At 64.7% G+C, this 11,856-nt stretch carries 10 protein-coding genes; 7 read left to right on the forward strand and 3 right to left on the reverse strand.

The genetic code is table 11. The features are described 5' to 3' along the window. The 3 genes from ACODTA_RS17395 to ACODTA_RS17405 all read left to right on the forward strand — a co-directional run bounded on the left by ACODTA_RS17395 (nt 1) and on the right by ACODTA_RS17405 (nt 2,645). Nucleotides 1-918, forward strand: coding sequence for a LysR substrate-binding domain-containing protein (locus ACODTA_RS17395; RefSeq protein ID WP_489067238.1), 918 nt, complete (start codon nt 1-3; stop codon nt 916-918). A gap of 67 nt (nt 919-985) precedes the next feature. After that, complete coding sequence (locus ACODTA_RS17400) at nt 986-1,705, forward strand: glutamine amidotransferase (RefSeq protein WP_489067239.1); 720 nt, start codon at nt 986-988, stop codon at nt 1,703-1,705. 43 nt (nt 1,706-1,748) lie between these two features. Further along, nucleotides 1,749-2,645, forward strand: a complete 897-nt coding sequence (locus tag ACODTA_RS17405) for a TauD/TfdA dioxygenase family protein (protein WP_489067240.1) — start codon at nt 1,749-1,751, stop codon at nt 2,643-2,645. A 308-nt stretch (nt 2,646-2,953) separates the two neighbouring features. Here the strand turns inward: ACODTA_RS17405 and ACODTA_RS17410 are convergent, their stop codons facing one another. Genes ACODTA_RS17410 through ACODTA_RS17420 form a run of 3 tightly spaced genes read right to left on the reverse strand, consistent with a single transcriptional unit; the run spans nt 2,954 to nt 6,095 of the window. Then, nucleotides 2,954-3,604, reverse strand: coding sequence for a DsbA family oxidoreductase (locus tag ACODTA_RS17410; RefSeq protein ID WP_489067241.1), 651 nt, complete (start codon nt 3,602-3,604; stop codon nt 2,954-2,956). 53 nt (nt 3,605-3,657) lie between these two features. Continuing rightward, the gene (locus ACODTA_RS17415) at nt 3,658-5,064 is read right to left on the reverse strand and encodes a sulfatase-like hydrolase/transferase (RefSeq protein WP_489067242.1); all 1,407 of its coding nucleotides are present in this window, start codon (nt 5,062-5,064) and stop codon (nt 3,658-3,660) included. Further along, entirely contained in the window at nt 5,064-6,095 is a 1,032-nt protein-coding gene (locus ACODTA_RS17420; protein WP_489067243.1) for an NADPH:quinone oxidoreductase family protein, read from the reverse strand. The genes ACODTA_RS17415 and ACODTA_RS17420 overlap by 1 nt, the downstream gene beginning before the upstream one ends. Before the next feature lie 228 nt (nt 6,096-6,323). On the opposite strand from ACODTA_RS17420, the gene ACODTA_RS17425 reads away from it, so the two are divergent. From ACODTA_RS17425 to ACODTA_RS17440, 4 genes are all read left to right on the forward strand, one after another. Beyond that, nucleotides 6,324-8,543 carry a TonB-dependent receptor gene (locus ACODTA_RS17425; RefSeq protein WP_489067244.1) on the forward strand — a complete coding sequence of 740 codons (2,220 nt, stop codon included), beginning with the start codon at nt 6,324-6,326 and terminating at the stop codon, nt 8,541-8,543. A 9-nt stretch (nt 8,544-8,552) separates the two neighbouring features. Continuing rightward, a complete protein-coding gene (locus tag ACODTA_RS17430; protein ID WP_489067245.1) occupies nt 8,553-9,791 on the forward strand; it encodes a cytochrome P450 in 1,239 nt (412 codons plus the stop codon). Between the two features lie 8 nt (nt 9,792-9,799). Further along, nucleotides 9,800-11,341 (forward strand): class I adenylate-forming enzyme family protein, encoded by a 1,542-nt coding sequence (locus ACODTA_RS17435; protein WP_489067246.1) that lies wholly within the window; start codon nt 9,800-9,802, stop codon nt 11,339-11,341. Between the two features lie 66 nt (nt 11,342-11,407). After that, the gene (locus ACODTA_RS17440) at nt 11,408-11,839 is read left to right on the forward strand and encodes a MarR family winged helix-turn-helix transcriptional regulator (RefSeq protein ID WP_489067247.1); all 432 of its coding nucleotides are present in this window, start codon (nt 11,408-11,410) and stop codon (nt 11,837-11,839) included. Nucleotides 11,840-11,856: the final 17 nt, after the last annotated feature.

An 11,856-nucleotide genomic window follows, 5' to 3' on the forward strand; every position in this document is an offset into this window, starting at 1 on the left:
ATGCAGGATCTCAACGATCTCTATTATTTCGTCCAGGTGGTGAACCATGGCGGCTTCGCCGCAGCCGGCCGGGCGCTGGGCATCCAGAAATCGAAGCTGAGCCGCCGCATTCTCCAGCTTGAGGAACGGCTGGGCGTGCGATTGCTCCAGCGTTCCTCGCGCCGCTTCTCGGTCACCGAGATCGGGCGCGAGTTCCATGATCGCTGCGTCGCCATGCTGGTGGAAGCGGAAGCGGCGGAACAACTGGTCGCCGAAATGCGGACCGAACCGCGCGGCGTGGTCAGGATGAGCTGCCCGACCGCGTTGCTTGCTTTCCAGTTCGGGGCGCTCGTCGCGCGCTTCATGGCGGCCAATCCGGCGGTCGAGGTTCATCTGGAAGCGACCAATCGCCGGGTCGATCCGGTCGCCGAGGGAATCGACATCGCGATTCGGGTCCGTTTCCCGCCGCTGGAGCCGACCGAACTCGTCATGCGCCGGTTGGACGAAAGCACGCAATGTCTTGTCGCGAGCCCGCAATTGGTGCCCCATGCTCTCGCATCCCCGGCCGATCTTGCCGATCTGCCCAGCCTGGATCTCGGTCCGCCGCATGGCCAGCATGTCTGGCGATTGCATCACGCCGATGGCGGTAGCGCCTCGGTCAATCACCCACCCCGGCTCGTGACCGACGACATGGCGGCGTTGCGCGAGGCGGCGCTGGCCGGCGTCGGCGTCGTGCAACTGCCGACGATGATGATCTGGGAAGATATTCAGGCCGGACGGCTCGTCCATGTCCTGCCTGACTGGCGGCCGCGCAGCGGCGTGATCCATGCGGTGTTCCCCTCGCGCCGTGGATTGCTGCCTTCGGTGCGCGCGCTGGTCGATTTCATGGCGACCGAGTGCGAAGCGCAACGCCGGCACGCAGACATGGTTGTGGAATAGAATTTCTCTACTTAATTAATAGAAAAAAGTTCTCCTGTTTTGAAACAGGGAATGGCAATGCGGTGGTATGAGTTCCGTCGCCGTATCCCCAAAGACCGCCCTGATCGTCCGCCATGTGCCCTATGAAGGTCTGGCCGGCTTCCGTGCGCCGATCGAATCCGCCGGCTATCGGCTGAGCTGGATCGACGCCAGCGATCCCGAATTTCCCGAGGCTGATCTGGTTTCACCCGATCTCGTGATCCTGATGGGCGGGCCGATGGGCGTGTACGAAAGCCAGGATCATCCCTGGATCCCGCACGAGATCGAGCGGCTGAAGGCGCGGCTGGACGCGGACCGGCCGACATTGGGCGTCTGCCTCGGCGCGCAGATGATCGCCGCCGCGCTTGGCGCGCAGGTCTATTCGGGGCCGGAGCAGGAAATCGGCTTCTACCCATTGTCGGTGACCTCTGCCGGCGCGGAAACGCCGCTGCGCCATCTCGATGGCGCCCGCGTGCTGCAATGGCATGGCGACACCTTCGATCTGCCGCGCGGCACTGAATGGCTGGCGCAGACCGATCGTTACCGGCATCAGGCCTTTCGCCGTGGAAAGCGTGTGCTTGCGCTGCAATGCCATGCCGAAATGGGGCTCGATCCGCGCATCGATGCGTGGATCGCCCAGTCCGGCCCCGATCTCGATGCGGCCGGTTTGTGCGGCAACCGGCTTCGGCTAGACTATTACCGGCACGGTCCCGACGCGGTGGTCGCGGGGCGGCAGATGATCTCGGCCTGGCTCGGCGAACTCCATTAGCAGATGGACGCCGGCCTGCGATGTCCGAGACGAGGAGAGCGGCATGGCGGTATTGAGGATCGACGATCCGGATCTGGTCGAACGCGCGGCATCGCTGGGCATCACGGTCAGTCCATCGACGCCGACCCTGGGTGCGGAGATCCAGGGTATCGACCTCGATCGTCCGCTCGACGAGCCGGTGGCGGAGATCGTTCGGGAAGCGTGGCTACGCTACAAGGTGATCTTCTTCCGCGATCAGGACATCAGTCATGAAAGCCATATCCGGCTCGGCCGATTGTTCGGCGCGCTGGAGGGGCACCCCGTCATCCCCCACGCGCCGGGCCATCCGGAGGTGCTGCTGATCAGGGGTGTCGAAGGCGTGACGCTGACGGCCGAGAAGGTCGAGCCGTTCAAGGCCTTCAACAAATGGCATACCGACGTCACCTTTCGCAGGAATCCGTCGATCGCCTCGATCCTGCGGGCGCGGACGATCCCGCCGGTCGGTGGCGACACGATCTGGGCCGACGCGGCGGCCGCATATCGCGGCCTGCCGCCGGCGATCAAGGACCGGATCGCCGGTCTCGATGCCGAGCACGATATCGTTCGCAGTTTCGGCGGGCGGGTGAGTGACGAGAGGCGCGCCCAGCTCGCGCGGGATTTTCCGCCGGTGACGCATCCGGTGGTGCGGACGCATCCGGAGACCGGCGAGAAGATCCTCTACGTCAATCACACCTTCACCACGCGGATCCTGGGTGTCGCTGAGGAGGAAAGCCGCGACCTGCTCACCTTGCTCTTCGATCGGATCAAGGTGCCCGAATATCAGGTCCGCTTTCGCTGGAGCCCCAACGCGATCGGCATCTGGGACAATCGCTCGACCCAGCATTACGCAGTGGGCGATTATTGGCCGGCGGACCGTTTGCTTGAACGCGTCACCGTCTCGGGTGACGTCGTCACGCGATAGGCAGCGCAATGATTTCAAGGATGAAAGGAAAAGTTGCTTTCATCCCGACATTCTCAATCATATTAGTAGACTTAATGGTTCGAGGCCGAAACGTCCGGTAGCGATGTCGTCATCGTACCGAACGAAAAACGGATCGGAGAGTTGTTTTCACCAACCTGCGCGTTTGCGAACGGCGTGCGGCCATCGGCCGCGCCTGCCCGGCGCCGGCGTGTGGTGATCGAATAGCCGGGAGTTTCCCCTATCTCCCTCTCCCGGTAAAGCCTGGGCCGCATGCGAGTCACGCCGCATGCGGCCCCCTTTTTGGAAGCTCAGGCCGTTTCGGCGACGATGTTGCGCAATGCCTGTTCGAACGCAGCAGGCGGCTGTCCGCCCGAGATCAGATAACGATCGTCGATGATCACCGCCGGCACCGAAGCGATGCCGCGCGATTGCCAAAGCTGTTCGGCGCGGCGGACCTCCTCGGCATAACGCCCCGCTTCCAGCACCTCGCGCGCGGCCGCGCCGTCGAGCCCGGCCGTTTCGGCAGCGGCGACGAGCATGTCATGGTCGGACGGAGCCTGGCCGTTCGTGAAATAGGCTTCGAACAATGCGTGCTTGAGCGCGGCCTGTTTCCCCTCGATCTCCGCCCAATGCAGCAAGCGATGTGCGTCGAAAGTGTTGTAGATGCGGCTGTCGTTCGATGTGGCCATGGTAAAGCCGACCCCGGCCGCGCGGGTGCGGATCATCTCGCGATTGGCGGCCGATTGTTCGGGCGTCGAGCCGTATTTCTGCGTGATATGCTCGACGATGTTCTGCCCTTCGGGCGGCATGTTCGGATTGAGCTCGAACGGCTGGAAGCAGATGCGCGCGTCGATCAGGTCGCCGGTCTGCGCCAGCGCCTCCTCCAGCCCGCGCAGGCCGATGATGCACCAGGGGCAGGAAACGTCGGACACGAAGTCGATCTTCATCGGACGGGCCATCGGCAATTCCTTTCGATCAGTCGCCGCCGATATGGGGAGCCGCAGGCTGAGCGCTAGTACCGGTCAGCCACCGTGCCCTTGCCATGGAAATCATAGCTGAAGGCATCTGCCGGATAGGGCAGCATCGTCCGGTTCCAGCTTTCGAACGCCTGTTTCATCGCAGCGAACCGCTCGGGCTGGTGCGTCTTGAGGTTACCGCGTTCGCGCGGGTCGGCGACGACGTCGAACAGATAATCATGCCCGCCCAGCCGCAGATATTTGAGGTCGCCGTCGCGCATCGCCGACTGGTCGTTGGCCTTGTGCCGCCAAAAGAGCGTGCGGGGCGCCGGGTCCGTGCCGCCGGTCAGCATCGGCAGGATGTTGATGCCGTCGGTGGCGGCAGGGTCGGAGAGTGGGGCGCCGGCGGCGGCGAGCAAGGTCGGCAGCCAGTCCATCGATGCTGTCACCTGCGCAGATGTGCCGCCAGCGCGGATGCGGCGTGGCCAGCGCACGAGCGCTGGCACGCGAATGCCGCCTTCGAGCAGTTCGCCCTTCATGCCGGTGAACGGCCAGTTCTTCGAGAAACGCTCTCCGCCATTGTCGCTGGTGAAGATCACGATCGTGTCTTCGGCCAGCTTCAGGTGCGAAAGGGTCTGGAGCACCCGTCCGATATTGCCGTCGAGGTTGGTGACCATCTCGGCATAGGTCTTTGCGCTGCCGCCGTCATAGTGGAAGGAATCGCGGATGGACGTCGCCACGGCTGCATCCTGCGGTCCCTCCCAGGGCCAGTGCGGCGACGTGTAGTGAAGGCTGAGCAGGAAGGGAGCGTCGCCGGTCGCGAAGCGCGTCAGTTCGTCGATCGCGCGATCGGTCAGCATATCGGTCAGATAGCCGTTGCGCTTCACTGCGGTCTCGCCGTCGAACAGGTCGGGCGTATCGACGCCGCGGATCGTAAGCGCATGGGTGAAATAATCGACGCCCCCGCCATAGCTGCCGAAGAACCGATCATAGCCGCTTTTGAGCGGACCGAAATCGGGCAGGATGCCGAGATGCCATTTGCCGACCAGCCCGGTGGCATAGCCCAGGTCGCGCAGGCGCGAGGGCAGGGTGGCGGCGCCCGGCGGCAGGCCCAGCGCGAGGTTGCGGCCCAGCGGCTCGTCGAGCCCGGCGGGCAGGCGATATTGGTAGCGGCCGGTGATGAGCGCCAGGCGGGTGGGCGAGCAGACCGAGGAATTGGCATAGGCCTGAGACAGTTTCAGCCCGTCGCGCGCCAGTCCGTCGAGATGCGGCGTCGCATAATCCTCTCGGCCGTAGCAGCTCAGATCGGCATAGCCGAGATCGTCAGCCAGGATGAACAGGATGTTGGGGCGTGCCGATCGTCCGCGTCGCGCGGCGGCGCTTGCCGTGGGAGAGAGGCCGAGCGCCGCACCCGCGGATGCCTGGGCCAGCACCTGCCGGCGTGAAAGTCCGTCCGTCGCCATCACATCACCTCGCCCATATCCACCACGATCTTGCCGATCGCCCGCCGATCGCGCAGCGCCGCGATCGCCTCTCCTCCGCGTGCCAAAGGATAACGCGCCGAGATATGTGGGCGAAGCCTGCCGGCAGCGTGAAGATCGAACAAGGCGCGCAGATTGGCGGCATAGCCTTCAGGGTCGCGTTCGGCGAAGCCGCCCATGAACACGCCGACGATCTCGCATCCCTTAAGCAGCGCCAGGTTGAACGGCATCGCCGGGATGCCTGCGACGAAGCCGACCACCAGATAACGCCCGTTCCAGGCCATTGCGCGCAGGACGGGCTCGGCGAAGCCGCCGCCGACCGGATCATAAACGATGTCCGCGCCGCCGCCGTCCAGTGCGTCGCGGATCAGGCCGGTCAGCTTCTTGGCGGCCGCCGCATCGCCGGGCTCGCCGTCATGCACGATGATATGGGCGGCTCCCGCCGAACGCACGGCCTCGGCCTTTTCCGTTGACGAGACCAGCGCCGTGACCGATGCGCCGATCGCCGCCGCGATCTCGACAGCGGCAAGGCCGACGCCGCCGGCGGCGCCGAGCACCACGACACGATCTCCCGGTGAAATCCGGCCCCGGTCGACGAGCGCGTGATAGGATGTGGCATAGGTCGACATCAGCATCGCCGCTTCCGCGCCCGGAAGCTCGTCGGGCAGTCCGATCGCCATCGCCGCATCGCAGACGACATGCTCCGCCAGGCCGCCGATATAGGTGAGTGCCGCGACACGGTCGCCGGGCGCGAAGCCGGTCACGCCTTCTCCGATCGCCGCGACCACCCCCGAAACCTCGCCGCCGGGCGCGAAGGGGCGGGACGGGCGATGCTGGTAGCGATCCTCGATGATCAGCACATCGGGATAGTTGATGCCGCAGCTCGCCACGCGAATCAGGATCTGGCCCGGCCCCGGCGATGGTTGCGCGGTCCGACGCAGTTCGAGCGTTTCGGGGCCGCCGCATCGCGTGCTCATCAGCGCGCGCGTCGCGCCGACGTTATCGTCGCTCATGGCCCATCCTCCAGGCTTTCCTCATTCTTATGATCATTGTTAAGTAACTTAACAATGTGCGTGAATGCTGGCAAGCTGTGCGATCCGCGCCGTTCGCGCTGGCGGCCTCAACGATTTCGGCAAGTATCTTGTCTTTTAATGTCAATGAAGTTGACATTCATCCTGTGTTGGCGCAGCTATGTGCGCACAACGCCATACAGGTGAGCCACAAGGCGGGAGGGAGAGGATATGATCGCGATTCGTTGCAGGAGCGGTTGGCTGGCGGCGCGGGTATCGTGCACCGCGATGGCGGTCGCCGCCGGGATCGGAACGGCTGCCGCGCAGGACGCGCCAGCCGATGATCTGGCGAGTGAGATCATCGTCACCGCGCAGAAGCGCGAGCAGAGTCTCCAGGACGTGCCGATCTCGATCCAGGTGGTTTCCGGCAAGGCGCTGCAGGATAATGGCATCCGCACCTTCGAGGATCTGGGGCCGCTCATCCCCAACTTCACCGTGGTCAAGACGCCTGCCGCCAACATCATCTCGATGCGTGGCGTCGCGTCCGGCCCGGGCAGTCCGTCGCTCGAACAGTCGGTGGTCATGTTCGTCGACGGCATCTATGGCGGCAATGCGCGCCAGTTCGCTTCGCCCTTCCTCGATATCGAGCGAATGGAAGTGCTGCGCGGGCCGCAGGGTGCGCTGGTCGGCAAGAACACCAATGCCGGCGCGATCAACATCGTCACGCGCAAGCCCGGCTTCGAATTCGGCGGCTATGTCCGTGCCGATTACGCGATCGATCCCAGTGGCCCGACGGTGGAAGGCGCGCTCGACATTCCGATCGCCGACAATCTCGCGATCCGCGTCGTCGGCAAATATTCCGATGTCGACGGCTATATGTACAACAGCTTCTCGAACAAGGATCAGCCTGCCCGGCGCGAGATCGTCGGCCGTGCCGTGCTCCATTACGACAATGGCGGCCCGATCACGATGACCGCCAAATACGAACATGCCGACGTCAATGTCGACGGGTCGCCCGTCCAGATCATGTCCGCGCTCAAGGGGCGCGGGATCGATCATGTCAAGGAAAGCGGTCTCGCCTTCTCCAACGAGTTCGACAATATCCGCACCGACACCGCATCGTTGCAGTTCGACATCGAGCTCGGTGAGCACACGCTGACCACGATCACCGGCTATTCGCACTTTGTCAGCAAGAACCGGATCGACGCCGATTTCACCGAAGTGACGGGTGCCAGCGCCGATTTCGACATGAATTTCAACCAGATGTCACAAGAGGTCCGGCTACTCTCGCCCACCGGCAAGACGATCGAATATGTCGTCGGCGCCTATTATCAGGTTGGTGACCTGCTGGAGGAGCGGACGACCGGCGTGCTCTTCGCGCCGGCGGCCAGCACCTATCGCATCATGGATCAGGACAGCCGCGTCTGGTCCTTCTACGGACAGGTCACCGCGAACATCAGCGACAGCCTGCGCGCGATCGGCGCGCTGCGCTATACGCACGAGCGCAAGAGCGCGACGTACAAGCGCTTCTCCGGCCCCAATACCTATACCGATCTGCGCACCGGCACCCAGGTCGCCAATTTCTCGGACAGCCTGCGCGAAGGGCTGATCGATCCGTCGGCGACGGTCCAGTACGACGTCAACGACAATGCCATGGTCTATTTCACCTATAGCCGCGGTTCGAAGGGCGGTGGCTTCCAGGGTGCGATCTCGAACGCGGTGCCCTTCTCCTTCCAGTTCGAACCCGAGCGTTCGCAATCCTTCGAGGCGGGCGCGAAGCTGAGCTTCCCCGGCGTCGGCCACCTCAACCTGGCGGCCTATCGCACCAAATACACCAATCTCCAGGTCTCGGCCGCGCTGCCCTCGCCCGATGGGCTGAGCGCGCCATTCTTCACGGGCAATGCCGGCGATGCGGTGGTGAAGGGCGTGGAACTGGACGGCCTGCTCCGGATCGCGCGCGGCCTCGAGCTGATCGGTAATGCCGCCTGGACGCCCAGCGCCAAATATGGCGAATATGGCGCCGGCCCCTGCTATACGGGGCAGGCGCCCAACGGCACCCAGCCGGGATCGTGCAACCTGTCCGGCCTGCGGCTCAACTTCACGCCGAAATGGGCGGGGGCGGTGACGGCGCGCTATTCGGGCGATATCGGATCGTCGCTCAAGTTCACGGGCAGCTTGACGACCCTGTTCCAGTCCTTCTCACGCCGCGATTCGACGCGCGATCCGTTGGCGGTGCAGCCCGCCTATGCCAAGATCGACGCGCGCATCGGCATCGGCGCGCCCGACGATAGCTGGGAACTGGCGGTGATCGGCCGTAACCTGACCGACAAGACGACGGTGGCGTTCGTGGGCGCCGGTGGCCTTGCGGCTTCGGTCTTCTCGCCCGATTCGCGATCGCTGACCGTCGATGCGCCGCGCACCTTCGCGGTGCAGGCATCGTATAAATTCTGACCGGCAAGGGTGGCCAGCGCGACGATGACGGCGTTCGATCTCGAAAAGGCCGCGACGTTTGCGGGTGGCCATCCCTTTGCAGCTTATGATGCGCTGCGGTCGCACGATCCGGTGCGCCGTCATGACGGGCGCGATGGCCGCCCAGCCTATTGGACGCTGACGCGCCATGCCGATGTCGAGGCGGTCTCGCGGGACAATCTCCGCTTCACCTCCACCCAGGGTTTCCGCGTCTTCGAGGAAGGCGGCATCGCGCTGCTGACCCCGAAGATCCGGGAGGCGGTGACGAGTACGATGATGACGATGGACCCGCCGCGCCATGGCGAGGTCCGCCGTCCGCTCCAGCCCAGCTTCCTGCCCTCCGCGCTGCGGCGGCTGGAGGCGAGCGTGAACGGGTTCGTCTCCGAACTGGTTTCGAACCTGCCCGATGGCAGCGAGATCGAGTTCGTTTCCGAGGTCGCCGCCATCGTGCCGATCCGTACCCTTTGCCTGATGCTCGGCATTCCCGATCAGGATATCGGCAAGGTGTTCGACTGGACCAATCGGCTCGTCGGTACTTCCGACCCCGACTATGCCAGTTCGCGGGAGAGCTCGCTGGCGGCATTCGAGGAAGTGTTCGATTATGGATTGGCGCTGTTCGAGGCGCGCCAGGCCGATCCGCAGGAGGATCTGCTGACCATTGTCGCCAACATGATGTCGGATGGCGCGCCGCTGCGCGATGCCGTCAAGCGTGGCCTGTTCACCCTCTTGCTGGCGGCGGGCAACGAGACGACGCGCAATTCGCTATCGGGAGCGATCGTCGCGCTGAGCCGTTTTCCCGAACAACGGCGCAAGCTGGCCGAACAACCGGCGCTGATTCCGGGCGCGGTGCCTGAATTGCTGCGTTATGTGACGCCGGTGATCCAGATGATGCGGACCGCCCTGGTCGATGTCGAGATCGGTGGTGTCGCGATCCCGGCGGGTGATCGGGTGGCGATGCTCTATGGCGCGGCCAATTCGGATCCGGCGATGTTCGCCGATCCGCGCCGGCTCGACGTCGAGCGGACCAATGCGTCGCGTCACCTGTCCTTCGGCATCGGCATCCACCACTGCCTGGGCGCGCGTGTCGCGACGATGCAGCTCGAAGCGCTGCTGACCGCGCTGCTCGCGCGCTTCCCAGATATCGCGATCGCCGGCGAGCCCGATTATCTGCAGAGCAATTTCGTCTGCGGTATCAAGCGGCTGCCGGTCGCGCTGGGCCGTGCGCGATGAATATCGCGATGACGGAAACGTGGGAGGATCGACCGGTCTGGGCCGGGATCGGCGCGACCTGGCCTGAAACCACGCTCGAGCGTCAGGTCGCGCGGTTCGCGCGCGAAAAACCGCATGCGATCGCGGTGATCTCGCCCGATGCCATGCTCGACTGGCGCACGCTCGACGACCGTGCGAACCGGCTGGCGGGGGCGCTGGCCGGGCGGGGACTGAAACCGGGCGACCGGCTGGGCTGGCTCGGGCGCAACGGCGTCGATTTCCCTGTCGTCCTTGTCGCGACCCGGCGTGCGCGGTTGATCCTGCTCGGTCTCAACTGGCGCCTGTCGGCGGCCGAAATCGCGGCGGTGATCGATCGCGCGCAGCCCGCACTGGTCATCGGCGACGCCGAATTCGCGTCGTTGCTGCCCGGCGGTCAGGCGATCACCGAAACGGGCGATGCGCTCGACGCGCTGATCGCCTCAGGCAGCGGCGAACGCATCGACGGTCACCGCCCCGACGATCTCACCACCCTGTTCTTCACATCGGGCACCACCGGCGAGCCCAAGGCACTCGCCTATACGAGCGAAGCGGTGGAGCGGATGACCTGTGCGCCGACCACGCTCGATTTCTCGCCTGATGCACGATTGCTGATCGTCGCGCCGGTCTTCCACACCGCCGGCTGGGCGTGGACGCAATATGGCCTGGCCGGGGGCATGACGCAGATCCAGCTTCCCGCTGCCACCGCATCGGGCATGCTCGATGCGGTCGATCGCTGGCAGGTCACCCATGCGCAATGGGTGCCGGCGATGTTGAGCACCGCGCTTGCGGAGCATCGTGCGCGCGGCACCGGCACCACCAGCCTGCACATGATCGCCTATGGCAGTTCGCCGATCGCCGAGACGTTGCTCGATGCCTGCATCGCCGCGTTCGGTTGCAGCTTCTCGCAGGTCTATGGCCTGACCGAGAGCGTCGGGCCGATCACCCATTTGCCGCCCGATGCGCATGATGCGCGATCGCAGGGCAAATCTCAGGCGACCGGACTGGCCAATCCCGGCGTTGAACTGCGTCTGGTCGATGATGATGGCGCGGATGTCGCGCCCGGTAAGATCGGTGAGATCTGGGCACGGCTTGCACATCCCGAGGCGTATCACTGGTCGATCGATGGCGTGGGGGAAAGCGTGACCGATGCCGATGGCTGGCTGCGCACCGGCGATGTCGGCTATCGCGACGCCGACGGCTATCTGTTTGTCACCGATCGCAAGAAGGACATGATCATCACCGGCGGCGAGAATGTCTATCCGGTGGAAGTGGAAAAGGCGCTGTCGGCGGCGCCGGGCGTGGCGGATGCCGCCGTCTTCTCGCTGCCTGATCCGCGCTGGGGCGAAACCGTGGTCGCCGCGATCATTCCGCAGGACGGCCATAGCCTCGATCCGGTTGCGGTGATCGCCGACTGCCGATCGCGGCTGGCGCATTACAAATGCCCGACGCGCATTTTCGAAACGACTTGCTTCCCGCGCAATGCTTCGGGCAAGGTCCTGCGAAGGGCCCTTCCCGAGATGTTTGGCCAATGAGCCTTGCTGCGGCTCAATGCCTGGCGCATTGCGGAGGGGAGGCGAGGCGGCCGGAACGGGGGCAGCGTGCAGCAATTTCTGATGATGGACCTGCTTCGGGCCTATTACTGGTTCGACGAAGCGCTGCAGGCCGGGTTGAAACAGCATGGCTGGGGAGACGTGACGCGATCTCAGTCGCTGATCCTCTCCAACGTCGCCTTCGGTGTGCGCCGGGCTTCCCAGCTTGCCAAGAATCTGGGCGTGACGCGTCAGGCGATCAGCCAGATGCTGACCGAGATGGAGCGCAAGGAACTGATCACGATGAGCGCGGATCCCAGCGATGGCCGCGCGCAGATCGTCAATTTCAGCGCGCGTTCGCAGGGCATCCGCGACGACGCGATGCAGATCCTCAATACGATCGAAACCCGGCTGGGCGAACAGCTCGGCCGGCGCCGCTTCGAGGCGCTGACCGAAGCGCTCTCGCGCGACTGGGGTCCACCGGCCTTCGTCGACAAATAACGATGCACCGTCCGGGT

Source organism: Sphingomonas sp. FG14, from assembly GCF_057809675.1.

Bases quoted from the DNA above. Each gene is read 5' to 3' on its own strand.
- ACODTA_RS17395 (WP_489067238.1), top strand. From the start codon at position 1: ATGCAGGATCTCAACGATCTCTATTATTTCGTCCAGGTGGTGAACCAT.
- ACODTA_RS17400 (WP_489067239.1), top strand. From the start codon at position 986: ATGAGTTCCGTCGCCGTATCCCCAAAGACCGCCCTGATCGTCCGCCAT.
- ACODTA_RS17405 (WP_489067240.1), top strand. From the start codon at position 1,749: ATGGCGGTATTGAGGATCGACGATCCGGATCTGGTCGAACGCGCGGCA.
- ACODTA_RS17410 (WP_489067241.1), bottom strand. From the start codon at position 3,604: ATGGCCCGTCCGATGAAGATCGACTTCGTGTCCGACGTTTCCTGCCCC.
- ACODTA_RS17415 (WP_489067242.1), bottom strand. From the start codon at position 5,064: ATGGCGACGGACGGACTTTCACGCCGGCAGGTGCTGGCCCAGGCATCC.
- ACODTA_RS17420 (WP_489067243.1), bottom strand. From the start codon at position 6,095: ATGAGCGACGATAACGTCGGCGCGACGCGCGCGCTGATGAGCACGCGA.
- ACODTA_RS17425 (WP_489067244.1), top strand. From the start codon at position 6,324: ATGATCGCGATTCGTTGCAGGAGCGGTTGGCTGGCGGCGCGGGTATCG.
- ACODTA_RS17435 (WP_489067246.1), top strand. From the start codon at position 9,800: ATGACGGAAACGTGGGAGGATCGACCGGTCTGGGCCGGGATCGGCGCG.